Genomic DNA, 17,398 nt, shown 5'->3' with positions numbered 1-17,398 from the left:
GGACCTTCTTCATGCATCACTTCCGACTCGCGTCGCTGACGCTCCTGTCCGCGCTGGCTGGCACGGCCGCGCACGCCAACGACTTCCCCGCGCTGTCGGCCGCCTGGCCGGCCAACGTGTCGATTGCGGCCAACTATCCGCTGTTCGACTTCGACACCGACGGCTGCCTGCCGAGCGCCGGCATCAGCCGCAGCGGCCAGCAGAATGGCGGCCTCAAGACCTCTGGCGGCGTCACCTCCGGCTGCCGCCGCTCGGACTTCCTGGACTACTCGAACACGCTGCACCGCCATGCCTGCGTGAGCAGCGGCGGCAACGTGTACTGCGGCCACTTCTACGCGCTGTACTTCCTGAAGGATCAGGTGACGCCGTTCGGCGGCGGCCACCGCCACGACTGGGAGCACGCCGCCATCTGGACCGTCAACGGCGTGGTCACGCATGCGGGCTACAGCGCGCATGGCAAGCTGACCAACGCGGAAGTCAACACGCTGGCCGTGCAGAACGGGCATGTGCGCTTCGTCTACCACAAGGACGGCGCGCTGACGCACGCGATGCGCTTCGCGGGCACCGACGAACTGGCCGCCGAGAACCCGTATGGCCAGTGGGTCACGCCCGCGATCATCAGCTGGACCGCGATGACCGGCGACGGCGTCAGCAATGCGACGCTGCGCGGGCTGTTCGACAGCTACGACTACGGCTCGGGCGACGTGCCGGTCAAGGACAGCAACTTCCTGAACAACCTCAACAACGGCCGCCCGGCCGGCTATCCGGCCTTCACCCAGGAGAGTCTGGACGCTACGCGCTGAGGCGCGGCTGCCGCCCGAGGCCTCTCAGACCTTGGGCGACCGCAGTTCCGCAGTGCTCAGCAGTCCCATCACGGACCACCCCAGCCGCTCGTACAACGCGCGACCATCGTCGGTCGCGACGAGCACCTGCGGCGTCGAAGGATTCCGCCGCGCCTGGCCAAGCGCGCCCATCACCACGCTGCCCAGGCCCCGGCGCTGATGGGCATCTTCCGTGACGATGCGGTCGTAGACGAACTGATCCGCCGTCTCCGCGGCGAAGCCGCTGGCGGCCAGCTCACCGGTCTCGGTGACGACCCGCGCCTGCGTCACGGCACCGTCCTGGATCACTTCCAGCCGATAGCCGGCGGGGACAGGCCTTGCCCGGCCCGCGGGCGCCAGGCCCTCATCGCCCGCCTGCATGAAGAAGCCGATTGATTGCAGCTCCCACCAGTCAGGCAACTGCGCCATCAGCGCCTCGGGCGGCCCGCAGAGCTTGAGGAAGTGCAAGGGCGCGGTGATCTCGCGTCCCAGCGCGGCCAGCCCCTCGAGCGGCTCGGCGAACACCCAGCGCCGCTGCTCCTTCTCGGACATCGTGTCGACCCGAAAGCCCCCGCGGTCGGCCACCGGCAAGGGCAAGCCCCGCCCGATCGACCGTGCGGTCAGCCACGCCCGGGCCACGCAGGCCGTCACTCGTCCACCCATGAATGCTCCGTTCGTTCAGGCCTGCGCGAGCGCCTGGACCTGCGCCGCGGACAGCGCGCCCCCATGGATGCGGAAGTCCTGCAGCCGGCCATTGAAGTACGGGTCCTGCCCGTACTGAGCCCGGCCCAGCCAATTCTGCCCGGTGCGGCCGAGCTGATACGGCGCCAGGTCCATCGTCGCGATCGAGGCCGCCGCCGCTCCATCGACATAGAGCGTGCAGGTCCTGTCCTTGAGCGTCATCGCCAGATGCACCCAGCGGCCCTTCGCCAGCGGGGCGGTCGAGACCGTCTGCTCGCCAAAGTAGGTGGTGTTGGTCACGCTCACCCGCATCGCGTCCGGGCTCACGAACAGCGCGAGGTAGGTGATGTCGCTCGAGCCGAAATCGAAGACGCGCGCGTTGCCCTTGCCCACGCCGTTCCACCAGACCCAGCCGGAGATCGTGACGTCACCGACGCCCGCGAGCACGCCTTCCGGCAGCGCGAGATAGCCGGATGCGCCGTCGAGCGCGAGTGCCTTCGTCCCGGCCTTGCGGCCCTCGCCCCAGGAGGCGCCGCCATTGAGCGTGCCCGTGAGGCCGCGGCCGCCGACATCACGCGCCGCGGTGCCCTGCCCGTCATCCAGCGGCAGGCTCAGCAGCACGGGCGCGCCCAGGTCCACCGTCGCGGTGACCGACGTCGACAGCGTCGCCCCCGCGGCATCGAGCGCGCGGATCTGGTACTGCCAGCGGCCTTGCGTGACCGTGCCGTCGGTCCAAGTGTTGAGTTCGCCCGCCTGGATGCGGCCCAGCTCGGTATACGTGCTCGAGCCCGCCGGCGCCCGCAGCACCGCATGCGACGCCGCGTCCGCGCTGCCCCACCAAGAGAGCTGCGCCGCGCCGCTGCGCACGATCGCCTGCAGCCCAGCCGGCGCCACGCGCGACACGTCCGCGTCGCGCGAGAAGGTCAGCGTTCCGAAGCTCAGATCGTCGCCAAGCCAGGTGTTGCCCTCCGGCCTCAGTTGCGCCGCCAGCGCGCTGACCCACGGCGCGGCCAGGCCCTTGCGCTTCACGTAATGGTTGTAGATCGGCTCCCAGCACGGCCGTCCGTTCGGGCGTCCGCCGTCGGACACCGCCGTGAAGGTGCCCTGACGGTTGATGTAGACGTAGAACGGCAGCGAGTAGAACGCGCCCGCCGCGTCCTTCAGGTTGGACTTGGCGACGTATTCGGCACCGGCGAGCAGGCGGTTGTCGTCCATGCCGTAGAGGTCGTCGCCCTGATTCCAGGCCATCTCGCACAGGTACCCCGCCATGCCCAGGCTCAGCGTCGAGTGGCCCTGGTCGCGGCCGCTTTCCTGCCACTGGCCCATGTGGCCGGGATGCCGCGCATAGACCATGTGCTGCGACGCGCCGTTGCCGCGGCCGCGGTTGAAGTAGTCCAGCGCCTCCTGATAGACATCGGCCCGGTCCGCGAAGACGCCGATGGCCAGCATGCCCGCCAGGCTCACCAGGTCCCAGTTGGCCCATTGATTGGTGATGTTGGTGGCGTTGTGATCCTTCAGGAAACTGCTCGTCAGCGGATAGAAATTGGCCATCAGCCACTTCTGGCAGGCGGCGATGTCGGCGGCGCTCCAGCCGCTGTAGGTACGCAGGATCTCGGCCGCGTTGGCCCATTGATAGCCGTAGATGCCCGCGGCAAGGAAGCGGTCGCCATTGCCGGTCAGGGTCGTCATCGTCGAGACCCACGCATTGATGTAGCGCACCGCCTGGTCGGCGTAGGCCGTGTCGCCCGAGACCTTCCAGCGCAGCGCCAGCTGATAGGCCCGCTGCACGTCCTCGACCATCGCGCGGAAGTTCTCGCCGTCGCCGCCACGGATGGCCGTCACCACCGGCTGCGGATCACGGCCAAGCTGCGCGCGGCCGCTCGACGTCAACGCGCGGAACCCAGCCACCCAGGGCTCCCGCCCGGCCGCGAGCTGCGCGCGCATGCGGGTGAAATCGGCCTCGGTGTGCAGCAGGCCAGGATGCTTGAAGACGCGCGCGCCGGAGGCACTGCCGCTGGTGGCCGCTCCACCGCTGACGCCGCCCGTTCCAGCCGTGCCGCCGCTGCCGGCCGAACCGCCGGCGGCCGCCTCGGCCGACGCGGCCCCATCGGATCCGCCGGACCCGCAAGCGGCCAGCCCGAAAGCGGCCCCGCCGCTCACGAGGGTCTGGCGCAGCCATTGGCGGCGATTGCTGGTGGACGCGAGCCACGCGTCGAAGTCGAAGTCCATCACGATGGGAGTGCCTGTGTCGAAGGGGAAGCCATGCAGAAGCGCCATCGGCGCGTGCCGTGCATCTTGGCTCGACACCGTTGTCACTTCAGTCGCTGTTTCACTCTGTGACCGCTTGCCGTCGGAGTCCCGCAACATCCGGCAAGGCTTGGGCCGTATTGTCACCAAACACTCACGACGCGATCACCGACCGGTTCCGGCCGCCATGCTTGGCGTCGTAGAGGGCGGCGTCGACGCGCTCGATCAACGCCTCGAGTGACGCGTCGTCGCCGGCCTCGACGCCGATCGCGCCGGCGCTGCAGGTCGCGCTCAGAGGCTCACCGGCACCGATGTCGAAGGGCTGGGCGCCCACGCTGCGTTGCAGGTGCTCGACGCGCCGCCGGCCGTCCGCCTGCGCCAGCGACATCCCCGGCAGCAACAGCAGGAACTCCTCGCCGCCCCAGCGGCCGATGGCGTCGTAGTCGCGCATGGTCAGGCGCAGCCGTCGCACCAGCTGAACCAGCACCGCGTCGCCGGCGGGATGGCCGTGGGTGTCGTTGATGCGCTTGAAGTGATCGATGTCGATCAGCATCAAGGTCACCGCCGCCTCGCCGCGCCGGGCCCGCGCGAGCTCGCGCGCCGCGAGGTCGGCGATGGCGCGCCGGTTCATCGCGCCGGTGAGTCCGTCGGTCAGCGCGAGCGTGCGCATCTGCTCGTAGGACTCCTTCAGTTCCGCCGTGCGCAGCCCCACGAGGGCCTCGAGCTCGCGCTGCCGGCGCACCCAGGCGCGCACCCGCCATCGATAGACCAGCGCCACCAGCGCCGCCGCGCTCGCCGCATAGGCGGCCCAGGCCCAGCCGCTGCGCCACCACGGCGGCCGGATCTCGAAGGACAGCGACGCAATGTCGGAGGTCACGCCCAGATCGGGGTTCTCCACGCGGGCCTCGAAGACGTAGCGCCCGCCGGCGAGCGCCGGAAAGCTGACGTCGTCATGCGGCGTCGTGCTCCATTCCTCGCTCAGCCCGCGCAACCGGTAGCGCACCTGCTGCGACGACCGGTTCATGAAGGCCGGCGCGGCCCACGCGATCTGCAGCGCGCCGGCCGACCAGTCCGCGGTCCACGCGCGGTCGCGCGGCATCTCCCGGCCATCGCGCGTGAGCTGCGTGAAATGCAGATCGACCCGTACCGGATCGAGCAATCGTTCGGGCGCCAGCACCTGCGTCGCGCCGCGGCTCGTGCCGATCCAGATACCGCCCGAGACATCCTCATGGAGCGCGCCCTGGTTGCAGTCGTTCCATCCCAGGCCGTTGCTTTCGTCGAAGCGCCGCCAGGCGCGGCCATTCCAGACGAGCACGCCATCGTCGGTCGTGGCCCAGAGCCAGCCGCGGCGGTCGGAGAGCAAGGCCATCACCGACCGCCGCCCGAGCGCGGCGTCGCTTGGCAAGGCCTGGGCGCGCCAGTTCGCGCCGCTGCCCGAGACCCGCCACAGCCGCCCGTCGCGCGTGCCCGCCCAGACCGTGCCGTCGCGCCCGCAGGCGATCTGCTCGACCGGCATGCCGGCGGGCAACTGGGCGATGGCGGGCTGCGTGAGGCCGGCGTCCGCATCGTGGGTCATCATCCCCGCCGACGTGGCGAACCAGGTGCGGCGCGACGGCGTCGTGCAGGCGGCGAAGACCGTCATCGACAGCGCCCGTTCCGGCTCCATGCCCGGCGCCGGAAGCAGCTTCGGGCGCTCGGCGCTGGTCTCCGAAGGGGGCACAACATGCAACCCCTTGTCCGCCCCCAGCCACAGGGCGCCGTCTGGGCTGGCGTGCAGCATCAGCACGAGCGGGAGGCCCTCGGCCACGCGCTGCCACGCCCCGCCGCGCAGGCGCAGCAGCTCGCCGGAGTAGGTGGCCATCCAGATCTGCCCGGACGCATCGCGAGCGAGTCCGCCGACTTGGTCGGTGGTGCCGCGCCGCGGCAGCGGGATCGCCGGCACGGTCGCGCCGGCGGTGTCGATCAAGGTCACGCCGCTGCCGGTCCCCAGCCATAGCCGGCCGTTCGAATCGTCCAGGAACGACCAGACATCGTCGCTGGCGACGCCCTGACGGCGCGTCCAGTGACGCCAGTGTTCATAGCCGCGCCAGTGCACCAGCCCGTGCCCGGCCGTGCCGATCCACAGGTCGCGATCGCGGTCCTGCAGGACCGCGGAGATACCGCCGGATTCCAGCCCCTGCGCCTCGCCGAAGCGCGTCCAGCGGCCCGATTCCCAGCGCAGCAGGCCCGCGTCGCTCGAGGTCAGGATCCGGCCCTGGCGATCCTCCATCAGCGGCTGGTGCAGCAGCACGGTGCCTTCGCTCAGCTGCTTCGGCGTGAAGTCCTCGAATCGCGTCTCGCCCGGTGCCGCGCGCAGCACCTGCTCCTGGCTGCGCGCCCACAGCGCCCCGTCGCGCGTGCGCAGCACGTTGGCCCAGCGCGCGGGTTTCACGCCCTCGCGTTCGCCGAATCGCCGCAGCGCCCCGCTTCGCCAGTGACACAGCGCCTGGCCGCAGCCCAGCCACCAGCCGCCGTCGGGCTCCACCAGCACGCTGTGAATCGCCGTCAGCGACGGCTCCCGGTCGCGCAGCGCCTGGGGGAACGCGGCGGAGGCGCGCAAGCGGCCGTCGGCGGCATCGCGCCGCACCGCGTAGAGACCGTCGAACGCGGCCACGAGGGCGCCTCCCTCCGCGGTGGCGGCGATCGAACGCTGCCCCTGCCGCACGACGATCTTGGACTGCCCTATGTCCACAGGCTCGAGCCCGCGCTCGTCCAGATGGAACACGCCATTGATCATCGCGACCCAGAAGCCGCCGCGGCCATCGGGCGCCAGGCCGCTCACGAGCCGGTTGCCGATCGGCGCGTCACGCTCGTCCACCCGCGAGATGCGGGCGCCATCGTGCCGATACAGGCCGTTCTCGGTGCCGATCAACAGACGGCCATCGGGCATCTGCATCAGCCCGGTGACCGCCAGGTTGGACAGCCCGTCCGGCTGGGCGTGCCGGGTGAGCGCGAGATCCTGCGCGAGCGCTCCGGCCGCGACACCCGCGGCGGCCGCGCCACCGGCGAGGCATCGGAGGAGGCGGTGCAGCCGCCTCAGCATGCGGGAATCCTTGTCCTGCTCAACGCGGGTCTCCAGGCCGGGGGTCGCCATGCGTTCGGACTATGCCTCGCTTCGCCGCCCTGTCGCGCGCCAATGACGCCCTCGGCCCGGTCACTTTTTCTCACGGGGACATTCACACCGCTCAGGGAAAACGTGTGTAGGATGGCCGCCGATGCAAATCGTTCGCATTTGCATCTGACACCGATCCACAGGCGCTACGCCGGACAACCAGAAATCGAGAAGCCATGCGCGAAGAACCCGTCCACCGTCCGACTCCCTCCCCCGTCGCCCTTGCGGCGCGACTGATGTTCGCTGCCGCGGCCTGCGCGGCGGCCCAGGCTCAGGCCCAGGAAAGCGCCTCGCCGCCGGCCCCCGAGGCCTCCGCGGCCCAGGTCGCCGCAGCCTCGCCCTCGCGGCTCGACACGGTCACCGTGAGCGGCGGCTGGCTCGGTTCGACGACGGCGGCCAGCGCCCGCAAGCATCCGGGCGCGCGCACGGCGATCGACGCCAAGGATCTGATCGACAGCGGTGCCCGCAGCGTCGACGACGCCCTGCGCCAGGTGCCAGGCATCACGGTCGTGGACGAGAACGGCTCCGGCACGCTGCCCAACATCGGGGTGCGCGGTCTGAACCCGCTGCGCAGCGAGCAGGTGCTGCTGCTCCAGGATGGCATGCCGATGACGCTGGCCCCGTACGGCCAGACCGGGGCGTCGCTGTTTCCGCTGACGCTGCAGTCGGTGGAGGCGATCGATGTCGTGCGCGGCGGTGTCGCGGTCCACTACGGGCCCAACAACGTCGGCGGCGTCATCAACTTCGTGACGAAGCGGATCCCGTCCAAAACCACCTTCACCGCGAGCGAGTCCCTCACCATCGGCCGCTCCGGCCGTGTCCTGACCGACAGCTACGTGCGGGCCGGAGGCTTCCTGAACGACCACCTCGGCGTGCAGCTGCAGGCCAACGTCATCGATGGGGAAGGCGAACGCGCTCATTCCGACACCTCGGTGAAGAACGTGACGCTGGATGCCGAATGGCTGGTCACCGACCGCACCGAGGTCCGCGCCAGCCTGCAGCGCTACCTCACACGCAACGAACTGCCTGGCGCGCTCACGCCGGCCGCCTACGAGCAGGACCGCCACCAGTCGACGCGGCCGCTGGACCGTTTCGACGGCGACACCACGCGCGGCTCGCTGACCTTCACGCATGATTTCGGCACCGGCACGCAGCTCACGTGGAAGAGCTTCGGCCATCGCAGCACGCGGGTGTTCGAGTTCGGCAACGCGACCAACGCCGACACGCCCTCGACGCTGCGCCAGACCTCGCCGCGCGAGTTCCGCGTCTACGGCACCGAGCCCAGTCTGAGCATCGACCTGCGAGGCCCCGTGCCGCAGAAGATCCTGGTCGGCGCGCGCCTGATGCGCGAGGAGGTCGACTACAAGGTCGACAGCCGCGTGCTCCCCACCGGCGTCTACAGCGTGACGCGCGACTGGCGCTTCGAGAGCGACGCCTACGCCGCCTACCTGAGCGACACCTTCTCGCTGCTCGACGGCCAGCTCAAGGTGACGCCGGGCGTGCGCCACGAGGACCTGCGGCTGCGCTATCGCAACAACGCCACGCAGGCGCAGACCTACAACCCGACCAAGGACTGGCTGCCCGGCCTGGACGTCGGCTACCAGGCGAGCGCGGACGTCTTCCTCTTCGCCAACGCGCACCGCTCGCTGCGGCCGGTGCAGTTCACGCAGATCACCTTCGGCGGCGACCTGGCCGCCGAGCGCGCGAAGAACTACGAAGCCGGCGCGCGCTGGGCCGCGAGCTCCTCGCTGGACCTCACGGCCACGGCTTTCCGCTTCGATTTCGACAACAAGCTCGAGTTCATCAGCGCCACCGCCGGCTATCGCAACCTGGGCCGCGCCCGCCATCAGGGCGCGGAGCTCGAGGCCAAGTGGCACCCGGCACTGGTGCGCGGCCTCGAGCTGGGCGTGGCCTACACCCGCGTGGACACCGAGCAGCGCTCCGGCGCCTTCCTCGGCAACGACCTGCCCTATGCGCCGCATCACCAGCTGGCGCTGGACGCGCGCTACCGCGTCGATGGCTGGAGCTGGAACCTCAACGGCCAGTACCAGAGCGCGATGTTCAGCGACGGCGCCAACACCGTCGCGGAAACCGCCACCGGCTCGGCGGGCCGCATCCCCGGCTACTGGCTGATGAACGCGCATGTGAGCCGCGGCTTCAGCTGGGCCGGCACCCGCATGACGCTGGGCCTGGGCGTCAACAACCTCTTCGACCGCGACTACTACTTCCGCGGCGTCGACTACAGCCAGGGCCGCATGCCCCAGCCCGGCCGCGCCGTGATGGCCCGCCTTCAGGTGGAAATCTGATGAACCTCTGACCCCGTCACCGATCCAGGGAGAACAGCAAATGAAAGAACTCGTGGTGCTGGCGCACGTGCCCACCGATGCCGTCAACGAAGGATTCCTGCCCGCCGCGCGGCGGCTGGGCCTGGCCGTCACGCTGGTGACCGACTGCGCGGAGGCGCATCGGGCGCACTTCGCCAAGCCGGGCCTGGCGGCCTATCCCGACGAGATCCTGAGCTGCGACGTCTTCAACCCGATCGCCGTGCTGGATCTGCTGTCGCATCGCGCCGGCCGGCCCGCGGCAGTGTTCTCCAACAGCGACCACCTGCAGACGAGCACCGCGGCCGTGGCCAGCTTCCTCGGCCTGCCGGGCAAGGACTGGCACACCACCTACCGGGCAAAGAACAAGGCCGAGATGCGCCGCCGCCTCGCCGCGCTGGGCATCGACGCGCTCTGGCACGCCACCGTCTGCGACGCGGCGATGCTGGATGCAGTGGCGGCGCCGCCCTTCCCCGTCGTGGTCAAGCCGCGCGAGGGCGTGGCCAGCCTGCAGGTGAGCCTGGCGCGCGACGCCGCCGAGCTGCGCGAGCAGTGCGCGCGCGTCTGGGCTGAGCATCCCGGCCGCCCGATGCTGATCGAGGAGTACATCGACGGCCCGCTGTACACGCTCGAGACCCTGGGCGACGGCCGCGACATGGCGGTACTGGGCGGTTTCCGCGTCGAGCTCTCGCCGCCGCCGCACTTCGTCGAGCATGAGGCCGTGTGGCAGCCCGGGGCGCCGCAGGGCCCGGCGGCCCGCGTGCTGGAGATCATCCGCGCCTTTGGCGTCGGCTTCGGCGCCTGCCACACCGAGTACGTGATGACCGATCGCGGTCCGCGCCTGATCGAGATCAACTACCGCAACATCGGCGATTACCGCGAGTTCCTGCTGCAGGACACGCTGGGCTTCCCGCTGTTCGAGACGGTGCTGCGCCTGTACCTGGGCGAGCCGCTGCCCGCGCTGCGCCTGGCCGACCATGCCGCGCGCATCCGCTACTTCGTCGCGGCGCAGGCCGGCGCGGTCGCGAGCGCGCCCACCGCCTTCTCCGAGGACGGCGAGCATGCCCGTCTGTCCTTCCAGCCGCTGCGCTCGACGGGCGACAGCTTCGCGCTGACCCATTCCAACAAGGACTACCTCGGCGTGCTGCGCGGCTGCGGGCCCGATGCGGGCCGGCTCGCCGCCGCGATGGACCAGGCGTCGCGCCGTCTGAACTGGGAGATCCGGGCATGAACCGCCGTGACCCGAAAGGCGCGGCGCTGGCCGATCCGGACGCCGTGTACATCGCCACGCGCGTGATCGACGCGCTGCTGCGCGAGGACGTGCGCGGCTGCGTGAGCCAGGGGCGGCTGGTCCAGGAGGCAGCCATCGCCGCCGGCATGACGCTGCCCGAGGGCCACGCCTGGCTCGCGATCGAGCATCTCGGCCAGGGGCGCCTCTGGATCCCGGTGGCACCGGAGCGTTTCATGCAGACCTGGCGCCTGTCGCGATTGCCGCTGCTGTCCGAGCGCGGCGGCCAGGTCGAGGCGCTGTTCTGCATCGGTGAGATCCTCGCCCGCTTCGCCGAGGGCTGCGATGCCGACACTGCCGCGCGCTTCGCCGAGTTCGCCGTCGAGAGCGATGTCGCGCTGGCGCATCGCCGCGCGGCCGAGTCGGCCCGCCGCGACTGGTTCGCCTCGTCGCCTCGGGCGGCGGACGCCGCCGAGACCGGCGAGTGGCATGACCGCATGCAGCATCACGATCGCCTGGCGTCGTACCTCGACCATCCGCTGTACCCGACCGCGCGCGCCAAGCTCGGCTTCGAGGTCGAGGACCTGCGCCACTACGCGCCGGAGTTCGCGCCCTCGTTCGAGCTGAACTGGCTGGCCGTGCCGCGCGCGCTGCACCACCCGCGCGGCGACGGCCTGCCGCCGGGCTGGCCGGCCTTCGCCGACGTGGGCCTGCCCGCATCGCTCGAGGCGGATCACGCCCTCATGCCTGTGCACCCCTTCCTCTGGCGCAACGGCCTGGACGTGATGCTCGAAGGCGCCGGCCTCGCCGGTCGCGTGACGCGCGCGCCCAGGACCCATCTGCGCGTCACGCCGACGCTGTCGGTGCGCTCGCTGGTGGTGCTGGACGCGCCGGAGTGGCACATCAAGCTGCCGCTGACGATCCGCACGCTCGGCGCGAAGAACATCCGCACGATCAAGCCCAGCACGATCGGCGACGGCCAGCGGGTGCAGGACCTGCTCGCCGCGGTGCTGGACGCCGAGCCGGCACTGCGCGAACGCGTGCTGCTCACCCGCGAGGACACCGGCGCGCATGTCGGCGGCCACAACTTCCTGGGCATGATCGTCCGCCGCTATCCCGCGCAGGCGCTCAGGGGCAGCACGCCGGTGCCCGTGGCCGGCCTGCTGGCGGAGACGCCCGATGGCCGCTGCGTCAGCCAGTCGTTGGCGGACCGCTTCCATGGCGGCGACCTGGGGGCCTTCTTCGATGCGTACCTCGACCTCACGCTGCGCCTGCATCTGACGCTGTGGGTGCGTTACGGCATCGCGCTGGAGTCCAACCAGCAGAACTCCGTCGTCGTGCTGTCGGAGGCCGCGCCGCGCCTGCGTCTGCTGCTCAAGGACAACGACGCCGCGCGCCTGCATCGCGCGAAGCTCGCCCAGGTCTCGCCGGCGCTGGCGGCCCGGCTGGACGCGCTCGAGGACCCGCGCCTGCTGGTGCCCGACGAACTGCCGCTGGCGCAGATGTTCACGACGATCACACTGCAGCTGAACATCGCGGTGCTCGCCGAAGGCCTGGCCGCGAAGGTCCCCGGCTTCGATCGGGCCGGCGCCTACGCGGCGGTGCGCGACCGCGTCGCGGCGATCCTCGACGACCTGGCCGCCTCTGGCGGCGATGTCGAGCTGGCCCGCCGGACGCTGCTGCGCGATGACCGGCTCTGCCTGAAGTACCTGTTGACCGCCGCCACGCTGCTGGACAAGGCGACCACCGGCGCCGCCGACGTCAACAAGTTCTACGGCCAGACCGCGCCCAACTTCCTGAAGTTTCCCGCGTGAGCGCCGCCGGATCGCGCATCGTCGTCCCGGCGGTGATGGCCGGCCACTTCGTGGCCTCGTTCGCGGCGCTCGGGATGCCGCCATTCTTCGGCCTGGTGCTGGAGCAATCGCTGCACAACGACGCCCGCTTCCTCGCGGGCTGGCTCTACGTGCTGCCGACCTTGCTGGCGGCGCTCAGCAGCCCGTGGTGGGGGCGGCTTGCCGACCGCTACGGCAAGAAGCGGCTGCTGATCCGCGCGCAGCTCGGGTTGGCCGCCAGCTTCGTGCTGGCGGGCTACGCCACCAGCACCTGGACCTTCGCCGCGGCGCTCGCGCTGCAGGGGCTGCTGGGCGGCACCTTCGCGGCGTCGAACGCGTACCTGGCGACCGTCGCCAGCGGACCCGCGCTGGCGCGCAGCCTGACCGCGATGCAGTGGTCGGCGCGCGCCGCGCTGGTGGCGGCACCGGCGGCGCTCGGTCTGGTGCTGCAGGCGGGCGGCGGTTCACCGATCGAGGTCTACCGCTGGATGGCGCTGCTGCCGCTGGCCGCCGCGGGGCTGGCCGCCTTCCTGCCCGCTGGCGGCGAGGCCCATCGCGCGCCCGGCAAGGCGCCGCCAGCGGCCGCGCCCGAGCTGTCCGCGCGCGGCGTCTATCTGCTGCAGTTCGTCTTCGTGTTCTGCACGGTGTCGACCTTCCCGTACTTCGCGCCGCACGTTCAGCAGCACTTCGCCGGTCTGTCGACGGCGGCAGCCGGCCTGCTGTTCGGCCTGCCACATGCCGTGTACCTGGTCGCCGCGTGGCCGCTGACGCGCTGGAGCACCCGAGGCCGCCGCAGCGCGTGGCTCGCCGTGTCGTTCAGCGCGCTGCTGGTCTCGCTGCTGGGCCAGGCGGTGGCCGATTCGACGCCGCTGCTCATCGCCTGCCGGCTGCTCATGGGCGTGGCGATGACGCTGGGCTTCATCGCGCTGCACGGGCTCATCGCGGCCACGGTCCATGCCGGCAACGCGGGACGCAGCTTCGGCTGGTTCGAGAGCAGTTCCAAATGGGGCGGCGTCGCGGCCGGCCTGGCCGCGGGCGTCGCCGCCCAGGCCTTCGGCCTGCGCTCGCCCTTCCTGCTGGCGGCCGCCGCGCTGCTGCCGGCGCTGATCGGGCTGGCCGCGCTCGCGCTCAGGCGCAGGCCGCAGCCGGCATTTTCCTGAACGAATCCCTGGGAGTACCCGCATGCAAGAGACCCAAGTCCGGCCTGCTGCGCTGACCGACCTCGCCGCGAGCGCGGCGGGCCAGCGCAGCCAGGAAACCCTGCTCAACTGCTACTGCCGCGAGGTCGCCGGCCCCGCTGGCGAAATGAGCGTGGGCCCGATGTTCTGGCAGAACGACTGGCCCACCGCCATCCAGCTGACGCTGCAGCGCGAGGGCGGGCAGGTGCTGCACGTGCAACTGCCCCACACCGGCGAGCGCCTGCTGGTGGTCGTCGCCGGCCCGGCGCTGACGGGCAGCTTCCGCTACCGCTCGCCGGTCTTCCACAAGGCCCCGGGCAAGCCCTGGACGCTGCTGGACTGGCAGAGCCAGGCCGCCGTGCTGCTGCGCGAGATGGCGCTGCGGCATGACGTGCCGCCCAACATCGAGCTGATGACGCAGGTGCGCGACAGCGTCGCGATGGCCACCCTGGCGCTGCGCACGCCGCCGGCCGCTGCGATTCCGGCCGATCCCGTCGACGCCTTCATCGAATCGGAGCAGTCGCTGGTCTTCGGCCATCCCTTCCACCCGGCGCCGAAGAGCCGCCAGGGCTTCTCCGCCCCGGACCTGCGGCGCTATTCGCCGGAGCTGGGCGCGCGCTTCGCGCTGCACTGGTTCGCGGTGCGCGAGAAGTTCGTGATCCAGCAGTCGCTGCTGCCGCAACGCTGCGAGGAGATCGTCGCCGCCGGTGCGCCAGCGGTGGAGCCGGGCTACGTGGCGGTGCCGGTGCATCCGTGGGAGGCAGCCCACCTGCTGCGTCTGCCGCTGGTGAACGAGGCCATTGCCGACGGCCGGCTGCGCCACCTCGGCGAGCACGGCGCGCCCTTCCACGCGACCTCGTCGGTCCGCACGCTCTATCAACCGGGCCATCCGTTCTTCTACAAGTTCTCGCTGCACGTGCGGCTGACCAACTGCGTCCGCAAGAACGCCTGGTACGAACTCGAAGGCGCGACCCAGGTCAGCGGCGTCCTGCGCGGCCTGCTGCCGGGCCTGCAGCGCGACTTCCCCGGCTTGGAAGTGCTGGAGGAACCGGCCTTCCTCTCGGTCGACCTGCGCGACGCCGACGAGGCACGCAACCGCGAGGTGGTCGAAGCCTTCGGCATGATCCTGCGCCGCAGCGTCGAGCCGCAGCTGCTTCCGGGCGCGACGGCGCTGCTGGCAGGCTCGCTGTTCGGCAACCACGTCTATGGCGAGCAGCGCATGAGCGCCCTGCTGGAGGCGCTGGCCGAGCGCGAGGGCAGCCCGCGCGCGGCCGTGGCCGAGCGCTGGTTCTCGGCCTACGTCGAGCTGTTGATGCCGCCGGTGCTGCACTGCGCCTTTGCGCATGGGGTGATCTTCGAGCCGCACTTGCAGAACGTCCTGCTGGGCCTGCAGGAGGGCTGGCCGCGCCAGCTCTTCCTGCGCGACTTCGAGGGCGTCAAGCTCGTCCCGGCCTTCCATCCGGCGCACACGCTGCAGGGCGTCAGCGCGCGGGCGCGCGACGCCCTCTGGTACGGCGAGGAGCAAGGCTGGAAACGCATCGCCTATTGCCTCTTCGTCAACAACTTCGCCGAGGCGATCGCGCAGCTCGCGCCCGACGACACGGCGATGCAGCTGCGGCTGTGGGCCGTCGTGCGCCAGCAGTTGCAGCGCTACCAGGCGCGCTGGGGCAATGCGGCGTCCGCGCGGCGCATCAACGCGGTGCTCGCGGGCGAGCCCTTCCCGGGCAAGACCAACCTGAGCAACCGCTTCCTGCAACGCCCGGATCGCAGCGCGGGCTACGTGCCGGTGGCCAATCCGATCGCGCTGGCCGGCTGAACGCGGAGGACCCCGATGGAACTGCGAATGGAGGCGGTCGAACGCCGCCTGCGCGAGCTGCTGGACGAGACGTCCGAGCCGCTGTGCGCCTACGTCTACGACCTCGAGGCGCTGCGCCGCCATGCGGCGGCGGTGACCGCGGCGCTGCCGCCGCGCTGCGAGCTCTTCTATGCGATCAAGGCCAACTCCGACCTGCCGGTGCTGCGCACGCTGGCACCGCTGGTAGCGGGTTTCGAGGTCTCGTCGGGCGGCGAGCTGGCGTGGGTGCGAGAGCATTTCGCCGACGCGCCGGTGATCTTCAGCGGTCCCGGCAAGACCGATGAGGAACTGCGTCTGGCGATCCGGTCAGGCGTCGAGGCGATCCATGTGGAGAGCCTGAACGAGCTGCGCCGCCTGGCCTGGCTGGCCAACGCGCAGGGCCGCCAGGCGCCGGTGCTGCTGCGGATGAACCTGTCGCTGCCCGGGCTCGCCGCCACGACGCTGATGATGGGCGGCAAGCCGACGCCCTTCGGCATCCCGGCCGACCAGTTGCCGCACGCGCTGCATCTGCTGCGCGATGCGCCATCGCTGCGCCTGCGCGGCTTCCACTTCCACCTGCTGTCGCACCAGCTCGACGCGGCCGCCCATGTCGAGCTGATCGCCGGCTACGCGGCCCAGGTGCGCGACTGGTGCCGCGAGCACGGCCTGTCGATCGATCACATCAATGTCGGCGGCGGCATCGGCGTGAACTACCGCGAGCCCGCGCGCCAGTTCGACCTGGCCGCGTTCGCGGACGGCCTGCGGCGGCTGTGCGAGCGCGATCCGTCGCTGCCGCGTCTGCGCTTCGAATGCGGCCGCTACATCACCGCCGCCTGCGGCTACTACGCGATGCAGGTCATCGACCTGAAGCACGCCTTCGGCCGCGACTACGTCGTCGCGCGCGGCGGCACGCATCACTTCCGCACGCCGCCGGCGCAGGGACACAGCCATCCGTTCACGGTGCTCCCGGTCGAGCATTGGCCCTATCCCTGGGAGCGGCCCGCGCTGAGCGATGCGACGGTCAACGTCGTGGGCCAGCTGTGCACGCCCAAGGACGTGCTGGCCTTTGACGCGCCGGTGACGCGGGTGCGCGCCGGCGATCTCGTGGTGTTCCCCTTCGCGGGCGCCTACGCGTGGCACATCTCGCACCAGGGTTTCCTGCGCCATCCGGCGCCGCGCCAGGAATTCCTTCCCGTGGAGGACGAGCATGCTGCGGCCGAATGAGCTCCGCGCCCGGCTGGCCGCCGGGCGGCGCGTGCATGGGCTGATCAACTCGATCCCGGCGCCGCTGCTGGTCGAGATGATCGGCTACGCCGGCTTCGACTTCGTGATCCTGGACCTGGAGCATGCCGGCGTGAATCCGCAGACGCTGGAGGACCTGATCCGCGCCGCCGAATGCTGCGGCCTGACGCCGCTGGTGCGCGTGCCCGGCGTCGAGCCGGGCCCCATCCTGCGCGCGCTCGACGCCGGCGCGATGGGCATCGTGGTGCCGCGGGTGCAGGACGCCGGCCAGGCCCGCGAGGCGGTGCGCGCGGCGCGCTACCACCCGCTCGGCGAGCGCGGCATCAGCGGCGGCCGCACGACCGGCTTCGGCACGCTGCCGCTGATCGAGTACATGGCGATGGCCAGCCGCGAGCTGATGGTGGTGGCGATGATCGAGGACGCGCGGGGCGTCGAGCACATCGATGCGATCGCGGCGGTGCCCGGCATCGACATGGTGCTGGAGGGCGCGATCGATCTGTCGCAGTCGCTGGGCGTGCCGGGTCAGGCGCAGCATCCGTCGGTACAGGACGCGATCCATCGCGTCGCCGCGGCCTGCCGCGCGCGTAGCGTGCCCTTCTGCGCGATCCCTCGCGCCGGCGGCCAGTACGAGGCCTGGTGCGAAGCCGGGGTCACCGCCTTCCTGCATGGCGACGATCGCGGCATCGCCGCGAAGGCGCTGCGCGCGCATCTGGCTGGCTTCGCCAACGCCGCAGCCGGCACTTCACGCGCGAAATGAAGAAAGCCCGGCGCTTTCGCACCGGGCGGGGACAGCGAAAAAGCCCGGCGCTTTCGCACCGGGCGGGGACAGCGAAAAAGCCCGGCGCTTTCGCACCGGGCTTCGG

General features: G+C 71.1%; 11 protein-coding genes. 8 read left to right on the top strand and 3 right to left on the bottom strand.

What is annotated here, in order from left to right:
- Positions 1–11: 11 nt before the first annotated feature.
- Positions 12–803, top strand: a complete 792-nt coding sequence (locus tag ABDW61_RS15590) for an NPP1 family protein (RefSeq protein ID WP_343639909.1) — start codon at positions 12–14, stop codon at positions 801–803.
- A 24-nt stretch (positions 804–827) separates the two neighbouring features.
- Here ABDW61_RS15590 and ABDW61_RS15585 read toward each other — a convergent pair whose 3' ends face one another.
- The 3 genes from ABDW61_RS15585 to ABDW61_RS15575 all read right to left on the bottom strand — a co-directional run bounded on the left by ABDW61_RS15585 (position 828) and on the right by ABDW61_RS15575 (position 6,882).
- A complete protein-coding gene (locus ABDW61_RS15585; protein WP_343639907.1) occupies positions 828–1,484 on the bottom strand; it encodes a GNAT family N-acetyltransferase in 657 nt (218 codons plus the stop codon).
- A 15-nt stretch (positions 1,485–1,499) separates the two neighbouring features.
- Positions 1,500–3,779: a LamG-like jellyroll fold domain-containing protein gene (locus ABDW61_RS15580; protein ID WP_343639905.1), complete on the bottom strand. Its 2,280-nt coding sequence runs from the start codon at positions 3,777–3,779 to the stop codon at positions 1,500–1,502.
- Between the two features lie 124 nt (positions 3,780–3,903).
- Complete coding sequence (locus ABDW61_RS15575; RefSeq protein WP_343639903.1) at positions 3,904–6,882, bottom strand: diguanylate cyclase; 2,979 nt, start codon at positions 6,880–6,882, stop codon at positions 3,904–3,906.
- Between the two features lie 254 nt (positions 6,883–7,136).
- On the opposite strand from ABDW61_RS15575, the gene ABDW61_RS15570 reads away from it, so the two are divergent.
- The 7 genes from ABDW61_RS15570 to ABDW61_RS15540 are packed head-to-tail and all read left to right on the top strand — an operon-like array spanning position 7,137 to position 17,292.
- Positions 7,137–9,206: a TonB-dependent siderophore receptor gene (locus ABDW61_RS15570; protein ID WP_343639901.1), complete on the top strand. Its 2,070-nt coding sequence runs from the start codon at positions 7,137–7,139 to the stop codon at positions 9,204–9,206.
- A gap of 40 nt (positions 9,207–9,246) precedes the next feature.
- On the top strand, positions 9,247–10,452 hold the full coding sequence (locus ABDW61_RS15565) for a siderophore biosynthesis protein (RefSeq protein WP_343639899.1): 1,206 nt from the start codon (positions 9,247–9,249) through the stop codon (positions 10,450–10,452).
- Positions 10,449–12,263 carry an IucA/IucC family protein gene (locus ABDW61_RS15560; protein WP_343639898.1) on the top strand — a complete coding sequence of 605 codons (1,815 nt, stop codon included), beginning with the start codon at positions 10,449–10,451 and terminating at the stop codon, positions 12,261–12,263. The genes ABDW61_RS15565 and ABDW61_RS15560 overlap by 4 nt, the downstream gene beginning before the upstream one ends.
- Positions 12,260–13,441 (top strand): MFS transporter, encoded by a 1,182-nt coding sequence (locus ABDW61_RS15555; protein WP_343639896.1) that lies wholly within the window; start codon positions 12,260–12,262, stop codon positions 13,439–13,441. Before ABDW61_RS15560 ends, ABDW61_RS15555 begins: the two co-directional genes overlap by 4 nt.
- A 22-nt stretch (positions 13,442–13,463) precedes the next feature.
- Positions 13,464–15,275 carry an IucA/IucC family protein gene (locus tag ABDW61_RS15550; protein WP_343639895.1) on the top strand — a complete coding sequence of 604 codons (1,812 nt, stop codon included), beginning with the start codon at positions 13,464–13,466 and terminating at the stop codon, positions 15,273–15,275.
- A gap of 15 nt (positions 15,276–15,290) precedes the next feature.
- Positions 15,291–16,517 (top strand): type III PLP-dependent enzyme, encoded by a 1,227-nt coding sequence (locus ABDW61_RS15545; RefSeq protein ID WP_343639893.1) that lies wholly within the window; start codon positions 15,291–15,293, stop codon positions 16,515–16,517.
- Complete coding sequence (locus ABDW61_RS15540) at positions 16,501–17,292, top strand: aldolase/citrate lyase family protein (RefSeq protein ID WP_343639891.1); 792 nt, start codon at positions 16,501–16,503, stop codon at positions 17,290–17,292. Before ABDW61_RS15545 ends, ABDW61_RS15540 begins: the two co-directional genes overlap by 17 nt.
- Positions 17,293–17,398: the final 106 nt, after the last annotated feature.

This window comes from Roseateles sp., assembly GCF_039595595.1.
Taxonomy (GTDB): Bacteria; Pseudomonadota; Gammaproteobacteria; order Burkholderiales; family Burkholderiaceae_C; genus Roseateles.
The sequence above is the reverse complement of the archived record's forward strand: the minus strand, read 5'-3'. Positions and strand labels throughout refer to the sequence as shown.